This is a genomic window from Microbacterium sp. LMI13-1-1.1, from assembly GCF_040815625.1.
Classification (GTDB): domain Bacteria; phylum Actinomycetota; class Actinomycetes; order Actinomycetales; family Microbacteriaceae; genus Microbacterium; species Microbacterium forte.
The window spans coordinates 26,450-40,556 of the sequence record NZ_JBFPNL010000001.1 but is presented as its reverse complement, the minus strand read 5'-3'; the positions used below and the strand labels follow the sequence as shown (position 1 = coordinate 40,556).

Sequence of the window (14,107 nt, the reverse complement as noted above, 5' to 3'; positions counted from 1 at the left end):
GCCGGACCCCGTCGCGCTGCTGGAGGAGCAGGGACGGTCACGGGTTCAGGAGCTCACGCCCGTGCGGTACGCACGGATGGCGGTGTCGCCGCTCGCCTTCTACCGCGGCGCGGCGCTGCTCATGGCATCGGATCTCGCCTCATCCGAGCACACCGGGATCATCGCGCAGCTCTGCGGAGACGCGCACCTGTCGAACTTCGGCCTGTTCAGCACCCCGGAGCGGCACCTGATCTTCGATATCAACGACTTCGACGAGACGCTCCCCGGCCCGTTCGAATGGGATGTGAAACGGCTCGCCGCGAGCTTCGCGGTGGCCGGCAGGCAACGCGGATTCAGCGCCGAGGAGGAGCGCGCCTGCATCGTGGCCGCGGCGCACGGCTACCGGACGGCGATGAGGAGGGCAGCGACGTCGAGGGTGCTCGATGCCTGGTACGACCGACTCGACGCAGAGCGTGCGAGAGCGTCGATCCGCCAGGCGCAGCTCGACCAGCTGGTGGGAGACGAGGAGGTGCGTCGGCTGGACGCGACGATCGAGAAGGCGCGAAAACGCGATCATCGGAAGGCCTTCAAGAAGCTGGTGCGCATCGTCGACGGCCGCCTGCGCATCGTCGCGGCGCCGCCGTTGATCGTCCCCGTCGAGGATCTCATCCGCGAAGCGGGGCGTGCCGCAGACGAAGCGGATGTCATGCATCAGGTGCTCGGCGCGTATCGGACGACGCTCGTCGGCGAACGGCATCCGTTCGCCGAGTACCGGTACCGTCATATGGCGCGAAGGGTGGTCGGGGTCGGAAGCGTCGGGACGCGAGCCTGGGTGATCCTCTTCAGCGGACGCGACGACGACGACCCGCTGCTCCTTCAGGCCAAGGAGGCTCAGGCGTCCGTCCTCGAGCGCTTCCTCGGTCCGAGCGAGTTCGACGACCACGCAGAGCGCGTCGTGCGGGGGCAGCGGCTGATGCAGGCATCCAGCGACATCTTCCTCGGATGGCAATCCGTGGTCGGCCTCGACGGGCAGCACCGTGACTTCTACATCCGGCAGCTGCAGGACGGGAAAGGGGGCATCGACCCGGAGACGATGACCGTGCGGGGTGCGACCCTGTATGCGCGGATCTGCGGCGAGACGCTGGCGCGAGCCCACTCCCGATCCGGAGACCGGGTGCAGATCGCGGGGTATCTGGGGCGGAGCGACACGTTCGAGGAGGCGATCGCGGACTTCGCCGTGGCCTACGCCGAGCAGAACGACAGCGACTTCCGTGCCCTGCAGGCGGCGCTGGCGTCGGGGCGGCTCCCGAGCGAACCCGGACCCGCGTGAGGCGCCTCCATGGGACCCCGAGACACGATGCGTGAGCCCGCGACTCTCGGGGCGCACGTCGCGCGATCAGTGTCCGGATGGCCGTCCGGGTACTGGCTCGTGCTCGCGCTTCTCGCGCTCACCTACGTGCTGTGCGCCGCTCAGGGGATGACCGACCCGAGCCCATGGGCGTTCGTGGTGCAGCTGGTCACCGTCGCCGTCGTGCTTCGCGTGACCGAGGCCCACGCCCGGGTGCAGCGCGTCGCCTGGATCGTGCTCTCGGTCGCGGGCATCGCTGCGATCGTCGTCGCGGTTCTCGATCTGCGGGGGCAGGCACTCGACATCTCGCTGTCCGCCGCATCGATGCTCGCCTTCCTCATCGCGCCGGTCGCGATCATCCGACACCAGGTGCGGCGCCGGGGCCTGGACACCGAGGCACTGCTCGCCGCGATCTCGGCATACGTCCTGGTGGGCATGTTCTTCGCCCTGGTCTACAACCTCGTCGCACTTCTGACCATCGCACCGACCTTCGGTGCGGAGGTCGTCGACTCGCTCTCGAGCCAGCTGTTCTTCTCGTTCACCACCCTCACCACCACCGGCTACGGCAACATCGTCCCGGTGAACCCCGCCGTGCAGGGGATCGCCGTCGCCGAGGCGATCACAGGGCAGCTGTTCCTGATCACGGCGGTGGCGCGGATCATGCGCGGCAACCGCCGTCCCGCGTACGAGACAGGTCCCGCACCCGCACCTGCCCCCGCTCCCGCACCCGCACCCGCACCCGAGGAGACCTCGTGAAGAAGTGGAACGTCGTCATCGTCCTCGGCGCCGCGCAGTTCGTCATGGTGCTCGACGGAACGGTCATGAACGTGTCGATCTCGACGGTCGTGAGTGATCTCGACACGTCCGTGACGGCGATGCAGGCGGCGATCACGTTCTACACCCTGACCATGGCGGCGTTCATGCTCCTCGGCGCCAAGCTCGGCGATGTGTGGGGACGACGCCGCGCCTTCGTGATCGGCTCGTGCGTCTATGCCGCAGGCTCCCTCATCACCGCGCTGAGTCCGTCCGTGGGGTTCCTCTTCCTCGGCTGGTCGATCATCGAGGGGCTGGGCGCGGTGCTGGTGATCCCCGCGATCGCCGCACTCGTCGCCGACAACTACCGAGGTGCTGAGCGCGTCACCGCTTTCGCCGTCATCGGCGCCGTGTCGGGTGCGGCGGTCGCGGCCGGTCCGCTCATCGGCGGGGCGGTGACCACGTACTCCAGCTGGCGGTTCGTCTTCGTCGCCGAGGTGGTGATCATGCTGGGCGTCGTCCTGAGCGCTCGTATCATCACCGACTCGACCCCACGGCAGAGCATCCGCATCGATATCGGCAGCGTCCTGCTGTCTTCGGCCGGCCTCGTCCTGATCGTCTTCGGCATGCTGCAGAGCAAGACCTGGGGATGGGTGGTCCCTCTGTACACGCCGGAGATCGCGGGCGTCCCCATCGCGCCCCTCGGAGTCTCTCTGACGACCTGGTGCATCGCGCTCGGAGCCGCTCTGATCGCGCTCTTCATCAGTTGGCAGCGACGGCTGATACGCGACGGCCGCTCTCCGCTCATGCAGCCGGATCTGTTCTCCATCACGACTCTGCGCAGCGGGCTCTCGGTGCTCGGCGCCCAGTACGCCGTGACGGCCGGGCTGTTCTTCATGGTCCCGGTGTACCTGCAGATGACGCTCGGATACGACGCGCTCGAGACGGGCCTCAAGATCTTCCCGCTCTCGGTCTCGCTGATCCTCTTCTCGATCGTCGGCACCGCGCTGTCCCGCAGGTGGTCCCCTCGCCGCATCGTGAGAGTCGGGCAGTCGACCCTCGTGCTCAGCGCCGTGCTGCTGCTCGGTTCGGTGACCGAGGACCTCCGCGGCGGTCTGTTCGCGGCCGGCATGTTCCTCGCCGGCAGCGCCCTGGGGCTCCTTGCCTCGCAGCTCGGCAACGTCAACATGTCGAGCGTGAGCGAGAAGGACACGAGCGAGGCCGGCGGACTGCAGGGCGTCTTCCAGAATCTCGGCTCATCGCTCGGAACGGCCCTGATCGGGTCGCTGCTGATCGGCGCGCTGTCGACCTCGTTCGCGTCGGGAGTCGCTGTGAGCGATCTTCCGAGTGACGTGCGCGAGACCGTGAGCGCTGCGACGGACCGCGGCGTCACGGTGGTGCCCGCAGCCGACGTGGCCGGGATCGGCGAGGCGGCCGGCCTCAGCGACGACGACTCGAGCGAACTCGCCGACATCTACCGAGAGTCGCAGCTCTCATCACTCCGCGTGTCGTTCGTGGGGCTGATCCTGATCAGCCTGCTGTCGATCCTGTTCTCGCGCGGCATCCCGGCAGAGGTGTCGATCCGGCGAAGAGACAGCGCCGACGCGGCCGAGAAGTCCTGACCGCCGGCGCACCCGCTGCCTGCGGTCAGGCGTGAGGCGGGGCCGTGCTCTCGCGGACGACGAGCTCCGTGCCGACGAGCGGGGTCTGGATGCGCTCTCCCCCGTCGAGCTCGGCGAGCAGCGCGTCGACCGCGAGCGCGCCGACCTTCTCAGGATGCTGCTGCACGGTGGTCAAGGGCGGCCACAGCTGCGCGGCATCCGGCAGGCCATCGAAGCCGACCACGCTGACGTCCCCCGGAATATCACGGCCGGCTTCACGGAAGGCCCGCACGACGCCGATCGCCATCTGGTCATTCGCGGCGAAGACCGCGGTGACGGCGTCGTCGTCACGCAGCCGGAGCCCCGCGCGGTAGCCCGACTCGGCGGACCAGTCGCCCTGCAGCGGCTCGGGCGCGACGACCCCGCGGGATTCGAGGGTGCGCCGCCAGGATTCGCGACGACGTTCGGCGGAGTACGACTTCGCCGGACCCGCGATATGCCAGACGGTCCGGTGTCCGAGGTCGAGCAGATGCTCGGTCGCGAGCCGCGCGCCCTGCGCCTGGTCGGTGTCGACGAAGGGATGACTCGCTCCACGGTTGGAGTCGACCAGCACGACGGGAAGCCCGTCGGGGATCTCGACCTCGGCCTCATCGAGCTGGTGCGCCTCGATCACGATGATGATGCCGTCGACCGCATGCTCCTCGAGGCGGCGGAAGGCGCCTGCCACGGTGTCGCGAGCGCTGGACTCCACGGGGATCAGAGTCAACGCGTATCCCATCTGCGACGCGCGCACCGCGATCGCGTCGAGCGTGCGCTGATTGCCGTATGAGCTGAAGGAGAACATGATCACGCCGATCGCGCGGAATCGGCCGGAGCGCAGGGCGCGGGCTGCGCTGTTGGGCCGATAGCCGAGCCGTTGCATGGCGTCCTCGACGCGCTCCCTGGTGGCGGCGCCGACGTAGCCGCGCGCGTTCACGACCCTCGAGACGGTCTGCCCGGAGACTCCGGCCTCTCGGGCCACGTCCTCCATGGAGGGGTCTCGCCGCCGTTGCGGCGGCTCTGCCGACTGTTCCGAGGTCACGAGCACTCATCCATTCATGTGTTGACGTTGACACACTAGCAGCGCATCGAATATGTTGACGTTGACACACGGCGCGGTGAGCGCCCGATCTCTAAGAAGGTTCTCGTCAATGACGACTCAAGATTCCGCAGCCCTAGCGGACCACGGCATCCGCCGGCGTGAAAAGCGCGACTGGAAGGGATGGGCCTTCGTCGGCCCGTTCATGGTCGTGTTCGCCCTGGTGTTCCTCACACCGCTCGCCTACGCGCTGTACCTCAGCTTCTTCCAGGAGAAGCTGATCGGGGGCACCGCGTTCGTCGGGTTCGACAACTACGTGCGCGCCCTCACCGACCCGCAGTTCTGGGAGGCGTTCGGCCGCGTCGTGCTGTTCCTCGTCGTGCAGGTGCCGATCATGCTGGTCCTGGCCCTCGCCGCGGCCCTGGCACTCGACAGCGCGCGCCTGCGCGGAGCATCCTTCTTCCGCATCCTGATCTTCCTGCCCTATGCGGTGCCCGCCGTCGTGGCGGTGCTCATGTGGGGTTACATCTACGGCGACCAGTTCGGTCTGACATCGAACTTCAACGATCTGCTCGGCAGCGACCTCATCACCCCGTTCGCGCGGGAGTGGATCCTGGTCTCGATCGGAAACATCGTGACGTGGCAGTTCGTCGGCTACAACATGCTGATCTTCTACTCCTCGCTGAAGACGATCCCGACCGACATGTACGAGGCGGCGTCGCTCGACGGAGCCGGCGCCTGGCGCACGATCTTCTCGATCAAGATCCCCAACGTCCGCGGTGCTCTCGTGATCGCCACGATCTTCTCGATCATCGGCAGCTTCCAGCTCTTCAACGAGCCCAACATCCTGCGACCTCTGGCACCGAACGTGATCACGACGTACTTCACACCCAACATGTACGCGTACAACCTCTCGTTCGCCGGACAGCAGTTCAACTACGCCGCGACGATCGCCATCATCATGGGCGTCATCACCGCAGTGATCGCCTACGTCGTGCAACTGCGCGGCTCGAAGTCGGAGGTGCGCTGACATGGCACTCCCCCTCGCCCGCCCCTCGCAGAAGCGCCACGATCTGATGAATCCGCGCAAGTCCAAGACGCTGCTCATCGTGATGGTCGCTTACGCGCTGTATACGCTCGTGCCGCTCGTCTGGCTGCTGTTCAGCTCGACGAAGACGCAGTCGGGACTCTTCAGCTCGTTCGGTCTGTGGTTCTCCGACGACTTCGCGTTCTTCGACAACCTCGTGGCCACGTTCTCGTACCAGGACGGCATCTTCCTGCGCTGGCTCGGCAACACGCTGCTGTACGTGGTCGTCGGAGCCGGTGGTGCGACCCTGCTGGCGACCATGGCCGGCTACGGACTCGCGAAGTACCGCTTCCCCGGCCGCCGCGCCGTGTTCGCCGTCGTGCTCGGTGCGGTCGCCGTGCCCGGCACCGCACTGGCCGTGCCGACCTTCCTGCTCTTCAGCGAGCTCGGCCTCACGAACACGCCGTGGGCCGTGATCATCCCCTCGCTGATCAGCCCGTTCGGCCTGTACCTGATCTGGGTCTTCGCCTCGGATTCGGTGCCGACCGAGCTGCTCGAGGCGGCGCGCATCGACGGTGCCGGCGAGTTCCGCACGTTCTTCACGATCTCGATGCGACTGCTCGCACCCGGAATCGTGACGGTCACCCTCTTCACCGTGGTCGCGACCTGGAACAACTACTTCCTGCCGCTGATCATGCTGTCCGACCCCGACTGGTACCCGCTCACGGTCGGCCTCAACCAGTGGAGCAACCAGGCGATCGGCGCAGGGTCGCAGCCGATCTACAACCTCGTGATCATGGGTTCGCTCCTCACCATCATCCCGATCGTCATCGCCTTCCTGCTGCTGCAGAGGTTCTGGCAGTCAGGTCTCACCGCCGGAAGCGTCAAGCAGTAGCCCCCGGCATCCCTCCGCACCGCACACGTCGGTCCGATGCTGGACCGCACCCCCGAAAGGACACAGCAATGAAGCACCTTCCCTCACCCGCCGCACGGCGCACCCTCACGGTGCTCGCGGCCGGAACCGTGGCAGCGCTCGCGCTGGCCGGCTGCAGCACCGGCGACACCGGCTCAGGCGGCAGCGCTGCCGGCGACGGCTCGTTCGACTCCGTGGAGGCCGCGCTCGAGAAGGGCGGCGAGATCACGTACTGGTCGTGGACCCCTTCGGCCGAAGCCCAGGTCGAGGCCTTCGAGAAGGAGTACCCCAACGTCACGGTGAACGTGGTCAACGCGGGCACCAACAACGAGGAGTACACCAAGCTGCAGAATGCGATCAAGGCGGGCTCCGGCGCCCCCGACGTCGTGCAGATCGAGTACTACGCCTTCCCCCAGTTCGCCCTCACCGATGCGTTCGTCGACCTCTCGCAGTACGGCTTCGCCGACTTCGAGGACGACTACACCGCGTCGACGTGGAACTCCGTCACCGACGGCGACGCCATCTACGGGCTGCCGCAGGACTCCGGCCCCATGGCGCTGTTCTACAACAAGGCCGTGTTCGACGCCGCGGGCGTCACGGTGCCCACCACCTGGGACGAGTACTACGAGGCCGCGAAGGCGATCCACGCCGCGAACCCGAACGCCTACATCACGAACGACACCGGCGACGCCGGCTTCGCGACCTCGATGATCTGGCAGGCCGGCGGCAAGCCGTTCGAGACCTCCGGCACGGATGTCACGATCGACCTGCAGGACGACGGCTCGAAGAAGTGGACCGAGAACTGGAACCGCCTCGTCGAGGAGGATCTGCTCGCCCCCTACGGCAGCTGGAGCGACGAGTGGTTCCGCGCCCTCGGCGACGGCAGCCTCGCCACCCTCGTGATCGGCGCCTGGATGCCCGGCAACCTGATCACCGGCGCTCCCGACGGAGCCGGAGACTGGCGCGTCGCGCCGATGCCGACCTACGACGGCACCCCTGCGACGGCGGAGAACGGCGGCGGCGGCCAGGCCGTGACGACGCAGAGCAAGAACCCGGAGCTCGCAGCCGGATTCCTGTGGTGGCTGAACAACTCGGAGGACAGCATCTCGACCTTCCTCGAGTCGGGCGGCTTCCCGTCGACCACCGCGGAGCTCTCGAGCGAGGAGTTCCTCGCCGACGCTCCCGAGTACTTCGGCGGCCAGAAGATCAACGAGGTCCTCGCGGCCGCGGCCGACGACGTCGTCGAAGGCTGGAGCTACCTGCCCTACCAGGTCTACGGCAACAGCATCTTCGGTGACACCGTGGGCCAGTCGTACCAGAACGGCACCGACCTGAACGAGGGGCTGGTGACCTGGCAGGACGCGCTGGTCGAGTACGGCAACTCGCAGGGCTTCGCCGTCAACAAGTAATCGCACGTCCGGGCCGGACGGGGACTCCCTCCCCGTCCGGCCCTCCCATCGAAAGCACCACATCGTGACCTCCTTCTCCATCGGCGAGACCGACTTCCTCCGCGCGGGGCTCCCCCACCAGGTGATCGCCGGCGCCATCCACTACTTCCGGGTGCACCCCGACCAGTGGCAGGACCGCATCCGCAAGGCCCGCCTGATGGGGCTCAACACGATCGAGACGTACGTGGCCTGGAACGCCCACGAACCCCGCCGGGGCGAGTGGGATGCCACGGGGTGGAACGACCTGGGGCGCTTCCTCGACCTGATCCAGGCAGAGGGCATGGACGCGATCGTCCGCCCCGGCCCCTACATCTGCGCCGAGTGGCACAACGGCGGTCTGCCGAACTGGCTCACCGCCGGCGAGCGCGAGCTGCGCTCCTCCGAACCCGCGTACCTCGCCGACGTGAGCGAGTACCTGCGACGTGTCTACGAGATCGTCGCTCCGCGGCAGATCGACCGCGGTGGCTCGGTCGTGCTCGTGCAGATCGAGAACGAATACGGCGCGTACGGCTCCGACAAGGCCTACCTCCAGGCGCTCGTCGCGCTGACCCGCGAGTCGGGCATCACGGTGCCCCTCACCACCGTCGACCAGCCCACCGACCAGATGCTCGACGACGGCAGCCTTCCCGAGCTGCACAAGACCGGTTCCTTCGGCTCGCGCAGCGCGGAGCGCCTCGCGACCCTGCGCAGCCACCAGCCCACGGGTCCGCTGATGTGCTCGGAGTTCTGGGACGGATGGTTCGACTGGTGGGGCGGCGTGCACCACACCACCGAGGTCACGGCGGCGGCCGCCGACCTCGACGAGCTGCTCGCTGCCGGCGCGTCGGTCAACATCTACATGTTCCACGGCGGCACGAACTTCGGCCTCACGAACGGCGCCAACCACAAGGGTCGCTACCTGCCGATCGTCACGTCGTACGACTACGACGCGCCTCTGGACGAGGCCGGGAACCCGACCGCGAAATTCTTCGCGTTCCGCGACGTCATCGCGAAGTACGCCCCGGTGCCGGATGAGCTTCCGGCCGCGGCCGACCCCGCGCCGGTCTTCTCGGTGCCGCTGAGCGCGGCGGGCGCATGGACGGATGCGGCGGCGAGCGCCCCCGCATCATCAGAGCCCCTCACGTTCGACGAGCTGGAGCACCTGAGCGCCCTGGTCCGCTACGACGTCTCCCTGCCCGAGGGGCAGGGAGGTCAGCTCGTTCTCGAGGAGGTTCGCGACCTCGCCTGGGTGAGCGTCGACGGTCACCCCGTCGGAACGCTCTCGCGCACCCGTCATGACCGTTCTCTGCGGATCCCCGCGGGGCGTACGCTCAGCATCCTCGTCGAAGAGGGCGGCAGGGTGAACTACGACCACCGGCTCGGCGAGCAGAAGGGCCTCATCGGCGCTCCTGCACTCGACGGTGTCGCGCTGACCGGCTGGCACTCGACACCGCTCGACGTCGCGGCCCTGGCTGCGGAGATCGGATCCCGCGCCGCAGAGGCGTCTGCCGCGGCGACGACCGGTCCGTCGGCATGGGTGGCGGACTTCGACCTCGACTCCCCCGCAGACCTGTTCCTCGACACCGCCGCCTGGAGCAAGGGCTACGCGTTCGTCAACGGCTTCTTCCTCGGTCGATACTGGCGAAACGGCCCGCAGCGCACCCTTTTCGTGCCCGCGCCCGCCACGAAGACAGGAGCGAACCGACTCGTCGTCCTCGAACTCGAGCACCTGCTCGACGCGACCGCCGATTTCGTCCCGTCGCTCGACCTCGGCGACACCGAGGAATAGCCCTCCGGGGGCGACTCGACCCGGTACCGTGTGTCTGTGCCGCGTAGAAGGTTCTCCACTCCCTCACCTGCCGCTCGCGCGCGCTACGCCAAGCGGCGCCAGGGCCGCGTGGCGCGGGCGGACAACGACCTCACCGTCGAGCAGTGGGCTTCGCTGCGAGAGGCCTGGGGAGGATGCGCGTATTGCGGAGCGGGCGACATCGCACTGCAACGCGATTGCGTGATGCCGATCTCGCGAGGCGGGCGGTACACCGTCGAGAACGTCGTTCCTGCATGCGGGTCGTGCAACGCGAGCAAGCGCAACGACGAGGTCACGTCGTGGATGCGACGCAAGCGACTCGACGAACGGGCGTTCCTCACCCGATACGACGCGATCGTCCGCGATCTGCGCCAGGCCGACTGAACGGCTCACTGCCGGCTGCGTCGGGACTTCCAGACGGCTGCCGTGAGACGAGCGGCGTCGGCTTGGGTGATGCTCTGCCAGTTGCGACCGCCGCGCGCGAAGGCCTCGTGCACTCCGGGAGGCACCGCGGCCGCCTCGATCGGACGATCGAGCCAGTCGCACGCGCGCACGTGCACGAGGTCGACATCCCACGCGTCGGCTGAGGCGTCGTAGCGCCACGGTCCTGTGATCCGTCCCAGCCAGAGGAGGCCATCGGCGTCGCGCGTCCAGACGAACACGCCCTCGGCGACCGATGCGAACCGCTCGAGTCGGCGTGCCATCCGTTCTCCGTAGACCGCGTCCACCGCGGCGAGCGCATCGGCGATCGAGTGCGGTGCGTCGTCGAGTCTGCCGCCCATTCCGCACACGCCGAGCTCCAGTGCCCGCTCGACAGCCGGGCCGTCGCTCACGTCGTCGTCGCGCGAGCGCATCGGAGCGCGGTACGCCGAGGGCACCTCTGCGTCGTCGCTTCCGCCAGGTGAGGCGTTCATGCGAGCGGCACCAGCGTGGCATCGATCCGCCGCTCGTCGATCGTGACCCGCATCATGGTGCAGACCGGCTGACGGCGCCGGTCGGTCGGCGACCCGGGATTCACCAGGCGCATCCCGGAGGGGGCGACCGTGTCCCACGGGATGTGCGAGTGCCCGAACACGAGCAGATCCACGCCGGGGAACGCGACATCCATCCGCTCCTCGCGCTTCTGCCGCTGGCCGGTCTCATGCACCACCGCGACGTCGACCTGTTCGACGGTGAAGCGAGCGATCTCGGGCAGGCGCTCGCGCAGCTCGGGGCCGTCGTTGTTGCTGTAGACGCCATGCAGGACCCGCGAGCGGGATTCGAGCAGATCCAGCGTCGCGAGGTCGACCCAGTCCCCCGCGTGGATCACGATGTCGGCGTCGTCGACCGCCCGCAGCACGGCGTCGGGGAGCCGCTTGGCCCGCTTCGGAACGTGGGTGTCGGCGATCAGCAGCAGTCTCGTCGTCACGGTCTTCCCCTCGCCCCGGGCATCAGCATCCGTCTCCGACTCTACGCACGCGCGCCCCGCGGACGTCACACGCACCCAGCAAACGTTCAGGAAGGCGTAGGATCTCTCGGTGCCTTGGTATACCGGGCCATGGATCTAAGGAGCAGCATGAGTACGACCACAGCGCCCGCGAATCCGCGCTCGCGCGTCATCACGGCGAGCCTCGTCGGCACCACGATCGAGTTCTACGACTTCTACGCCTATGCGACAGCGGCCGTGCTCGTGTTCCCGGTGCTCTTCTTCCCCACGGGCAACGACACCACTTCGCTGCTGTCGTCGTTCGCGGTGTTCGGTGCGGCGATGGTCGCCCGCCCGATCGGCGCGGTGGTCTTCGGTCACTTCGGCGACAAGTTCGGCCGCAAGGCCACGCTCGTCGCCTCTCTGCTCACGATGGGCATCGCGACGTTCATCATCGGGCTTCTGCCCACGTTCCAGCAGATCGGCTGGTGGGCAGCTCTCCTGCTGCTCATCCTGCGTCTCGCTCAGGGTTTCGCGCTCGGCGGCGAGTGGTCGGGGGCCGCGCTGGTCGCCACCGAGAACGCACCCCGGGGCAAGCGCGCCTGGTACGGCACGTTCCCACAGCTGGGAGCGCCGCTCGGCTTCATCATCGCGAACTTCCTCTTCCTGGGCATCAACTGGCTGCTGCCGCACTCCGAGAACCCCGCGCTCAAGTCCGAAGCCTTCCTGTCGTGGGGCTGGCGCATCCCGTTCCTCTTCTCTGCCGTCATGGTCATCATCGGCCTGTGGGTCCGACTCAAGCTCGTCGAGTCCGACACCTTCAAGAAGGCCGAGAAGAAGGGTGCGATCCGCAAGCTGCCCCTCGCGACCGTGTTCCGCCACCACTGGAAGCAGCTGATCCTCGGCACGTTCATCATGCTGGCGACCTATGTGCTGTTCTACCTGATGACCAACTTCACCCTGGCGTACGGCACCAAGCCGGCCACGCTCGAGACGGCGTCCGCCGCCGCGCAGGCCGCTGCCGAGGCGACGGGCAAGGACTTCGACGCGTCGGCCTTCGCCGCGCAGTTCTATCCGGGTCTCGGGTTCGCCTACACCGACTTCGTGCTGATGCAGATCGTCGGCGTGGTGTTCTTCGGCATCTTCACCTTGCTCTCCGGGCCGATCGCCGATTCGATCGGCCGACGCAAGCTGCTCCTGTGGGTCACCGGGCTCATCATCGTGTTCGGCTTCACGTTCAACGCCTTCCTGCTGCCTGCGATGGACCCGAAGTTCACGGGCGCACTCGCGCAGGCGTTCCTCGTGTTCGGGTTCATGCTCATGGGCGCGACGTTCGGTCCGATGGGCGCGCTGCTTCCCGAGCTGTTCCCGACGAACGTCCGCTACACGGGCTCCGCGATCTCGTACAACGTCTCGTCGATCCTCGGCGCCGCCGTGGCCCCGCTCATCGCGCTGTGGCTCTGGGAACTCGGCGACGGCGCCCCGTGGCTCGTCGGTCTCTACCTGTCGGCGATGGGAGTGCTGACGTTCATCGCGCTGCTCCTGTCGAAGGAGACGAAGGACAACGACTACGAAGAGGACCTCGGAGTCGCGGCAGCCGTCGAACTCTGACACGTCACCTCACGCGAAAGGGCGGCACCTCCTCGGGGGTGCCGCCCTTTCGGGGTGGTCGTCGGGCTCAGTAGGAGGCGGTGATCGTCCGCGTCGACCCGTCGAGCGCCATCGTCCCCCCGTAGGGAACGATCCACTGGGGCCGCGTGTGACCGAACGGCACGCCCACGCAGACGACCGCGTCGGGGTTGTACCGCGAGACCGTCTCGATGACGGCGTCTCGCTGCGCCGCGCGCAGCGCATCGGCCTCTGCCGGCGACGGCAGGAACTCGAAGTCGCTCACCGGCGGACGCGCGACGACCACGCCCGCGACGGCATCGAGGATCCCGCGCTCTCCCAACCCGCGCATCCAGCGTGCCACCCAGCTCGCCGGCGGACGCTCCTCGCTGGTCTCGAGCAGCAGGATGCCGCCGCGCAGGTCGTATGTCGTGGGCAGCCGGTCTGCGAGCGCGAGCTCGTCGATGCTCTCGAGGCACCCGCCCCACGTGCGTCCCTCGACGCGCGATGCCGGCCCGGCCCAGGCCCACTCATCGGTCGCGATCCGGTCGCCGTACTCGGTGAGCGATAGGGGGTCTGTCCAGCGCCTTCCCACGTCCTCCGACTCGCCTGGCTCGGTGATCTCGATCGTGCCGCCGTCGAGCAGCGCAGCGCGCAGTGAGCGCAGATGCACGTCGTCGACCGCCGGCCCAGGCCCCAGGTGCACCGCCGTGGACCCTCCGTAGTAGCCGCGGATGCCGAGCCCCCACAGCCAGTTGAGGATGTTGGTGTTGTCGCTGTAGCCCAGGAACGGCTTGGGATCGGCCTGAGCGAGTGCGGCGTCGAGGTGCGGCAGCACCAGGATCTGGTCATCGCCCCCGATCGTCGCGAGGATCGCGCGGATGCCGGGGTCGGCGAAGGCCGCGTTGACGTCGGCGGCCCGGGCTTCAGGGCTCGCGTCGAGCTGCCTGGTGGTCGGATACTCCACCGGGATCAGTCCGGTCAGCTGCTCGAGTCGTCGGAGAGCCTGCTCGTGGATCTCAGGGGCGACCGCAGGAGCGGCGAAGGCGGGCGACAGGACGGCGACTCGGTCGCCGGGGACGGGTTTCGATGCAGACAGCATCGGTCCAGTCTCGCATCGCACACGCCGCGAGATCCGTCAATTTATGTTGACATCTCTCG

The 14,107-nt window shown here is 67.9% G+C and carries 13 protein-coding genes; 9 read left to right on the top strand and 4 right to left on the bottom strand.

All coding sequences use genetic code 11. The features are described 5' to 3' along the window. Nucleotides 1-61: 61 nt before the first annotated feature. Genes MRBLMI13_RS00190 through MRBLMI13_RS00180 form a run of 3 tightly spaced genes read left to right on the top strand, consistent with a single transcriptional unit; the run spans nucleotide 62 to nucleotide 3,702 of the window. Complete coding sequence (locus MRBLMI13_RS00190) at nucleotides 62-1,309, top strand: DUF2252 domain-containing protein (RefSeq protein WP_414685940.1); 1,248 nt, start codon at nucleotides 62-64, stop codon at nucleotides 1,307-1,309. 9 nt (nucleotides 1,310-1,318) lie between these two features. Next, the gene (locus MRBLMI13_RS00185; RefSeq protein WP_367821264.1) at nucleotides 1,319-2,083 is read left to right on the top strand and encodes an ion channel; all 765 of its coding nucleotides are present in this window, start codon (nucleotides 1,319-1,321) and stop codon (nucleotides 2,081-2,083) included. Then, complete coding sequence (locus tag MRBLMI13_RS00180; protein ID WP_367821266.1) at nucleotides 2,080-3,702, top strand: MFS transporter; 1,623 nt, start codon at nucleotides 2,080-2,082, stop codon at nucleotides 3,700-3,702. Before MRBLMI13_RS00185 ends, MRBLMI13_RS00180 begins: the two co-directional genes overlap by 4 nt. 25 nt (nucleotides 3,703-3,727) lie before the next feature. On the opposite strand, the gene MRBLMI13_RS00175 is transcribed toward MRBLMI13_RS00180, so the two are convergent. Beyond that, complete coding sequence (locus MRBLMI13_RS00175) at nucleotides 3,728-4,711, bottom strand: LacI family DNA-binding transcriptional regulator (protein ID WP_414685945.1); 984 nt, start codon at nucleotides 4,709-4,711, stop codon at nucleotides 3,728-3,730. 160 nt (nucleotides 4,712-4,871) lie between these two features. Between MRBLMI13_RS00175 and MRBLMI13_RS00170 the strand changes: the two genes are divergently transcribed. The 5 genes from MRBLMI13_RS00170 to MRBLMI13_RS00150 all read left to right on the top strand — a co-directional run bounded on the left by MRBLMI13_RS00170 (nucleotide 4,872) and on the right by MRBLMI13_RS00150 (nucleotide 10,317). Then, nucleotides 4,872-5,789 carry a sugar ABC transporter permease gene (locus MRBLMI13_RS00170; RefSeq protein ID WP_309686878.1) on the top strand — a complete coding sequence of 306 codons (918 nt, stop codon included), beginning with the start codon at nucleotides 4,872-4,874 and terminating at the stop codon, nucleotides 5,787-5,789. A 46-nt stretch (nucleotides 5,790-5,835) separates the two neighbouring features. After that, nucleotides 5,836-6,681: a carbohydrate ABC transporter permease gene (locus tag MRBLMI13_RS00165; protein WP_056376478.1), complete on the top strand. Its 846-nt coding sequence runs from the start codon at nucleotides 5,836-5,838 to the stop codon at nucleotides 6,679-6,681. Nucleotides 6,682-6,749: 68 nt separating this feature from the next. Next, nucleotides 6,750-8,108, top strand: coding sequence for an ABC transporter substrate-binding protein (locus tag MRBLMI13_RS00160; protein ID WP_367821271.1), 1,359 nt, complete (start codon nucleotides 6,750-6,752; stop codon nucleotides 8,106-8,108). A 64-nt stretch (nucleotides 8,109-8,172) separates the two neighbouring features. Continuing rightward, the gene (locus MRBLMI13_RS00155) at nucleotides 8,173-9,915 is read left to right on the top strand and encodes a glycoside hydrolase family 35 protein (protein ID WP_367821273.1); all 1,743 of its coding nucleotides are present in this window, start codon (nucleotides 8,173-8,175) and stop codon (nucleotides 9,913-9,915) included. 36 nt (nucleotides 9,916-9,951) lie between these two features. Continuing rightward, nucleotides 9,952-10,317 carry an HNH endonuclease gene (locus MRBLMI13_RS00150; RefSeq protein ID WP_079113930.1) on the top strand — a complete coding sequence of 122 codons (366 nt, stop codon included), beginning with the start codon at nucleotides 9,952-9,954 and terminating at the stop codon, nucleotides 10,315-10,317. A gap of 5 nt (nucleotides 10,318-10,322) precedes the next feature. Here MRBLMI13_RS00150 and MRBLMI13_RS00145 read toward each other — a convergent pair whose 3' ends face one another. After that, nucleotides 10,323-10,847, bottom strand: a complete 525-nt coding sequence (locus MRBLMI13_RS00145; protein WP_367821275.1) for a GAF domain-containing protein — start codon at nucleotides 10,845-10,847, stop codon at nucleotides 10,323-10,325. Further along, on the bottom strand, nucleotides 10,844-11,341 hold the full coding sequence (locus MRBLMI13_RS00140; protein ID WP_367821277.1) for a metallophosphoesterase family protein: 498 nt from the start codon (nucleotides 11,339-11,341) through the stop codon (nucleotides 10,844-10,846). The genes MRBLMI13_RS00145 and MRBLMI13_RS00140 overlap by 4 nt, the downstream gene beginning before the upstream one ends. Before the next feature lie 147 nt (nucleotides 11,342-11,488). Here MRBLMI13_RS00140 and MRBLMI13_RS00135 point away from each other — a divergent pair, with 147 nt between their 5' ends. Then, on the top strand, nucleotides 11,489-12,949 hold the full coding sequence (locus MRBLMI13_RS00135) for an MFS transporter (protein ID WP_056376002.1): 1,461 nt from the start codon (nucleotides 11,489-11,491) through the stop codon (nucleotides 12,947-12,949). Between the two features lie 67 nt (nucleotides 12,950-13,016). Here MRBLMI13_RS00135 and MRBLMI13_RS00130 read toward each other — a convergent pair whose 3' ends face one another. Next, nucleotides 13,017-14,048, bottom strand: coding sequence for a S66 family peptidase (locus tag MRBLMI13_RS00130; protein WP_367821279.1), 1,032 nt, complete (start codon nucleotides 14,046-14,048; stop codon nucleotides 13,017-13,019). Nucleotides 14,049-14,107 lie beyond the last annotated feature (59 nt).

Excerpts from the sequence above, each read along its gene's own strand:
- MRBLMI13_RS00170 (WP_309686878.1), top strand. The coding sequence starts at position 4,872 with ATGACGACTCAAGATTCCGCAGCCCTAGCGGACCACGGCATCCGCCGG.
- MRBLMI13_RS00165 (WP_056376478.1), top strand. The coding sequence starts at position 5,836 with ATGAATCCGCGCAAGTCCAAGACGCTGCTCATCGTGATGGTCGCTTAC.
- MRBLMI13_RS00185 (WP_367821264.1), top strand. The coding sequence starts at position 1,319 with ATGGGACCCCGAGACACGATGCGTGAGCCCGCGACTCTCGGGGCGCAC.
- MRBLMI13_RS00160 (WP_367821271.1), top strand. The coding sequence starts at position 6,750 with ATGAAGCACCTTCCCTCACCCGCCGCACGGCGCACCCTCACGGTGCTC.
- MRBLMI13_RS00130 (WP_367821279.1), bottom strand. The coding sequence starts at position 14,048 with ATGCTGTCTGCATCGAAACCCGTCCCCGGCGACCGAGTCGCCGTCCTG.
- MRBLMI13_RS00145 (WP_367821275.1), bottom strand. The coding sequence starts at position 10,847 with ATGAACGCCTCACCTGGCGGAAGCGACGACGCAGAGGTGCCCTCGGCG.
- MRBLMI13_RS00175 (WP_414685945.1), bottom strand. The coding sequence starts at position 4,711 with ATGGAGGACGTGGCCCGAGAGGCCGGAGTCTCCGGGCAGACCGTCTCG.
- MRBLMI13_RS00135 (WP_056376002.1), top strand. The coding sequence starts at position 11,489 with ATGAGTACGACCACAGCGCCCGCGAATCCGCGCTCGCGCGTCATCACG.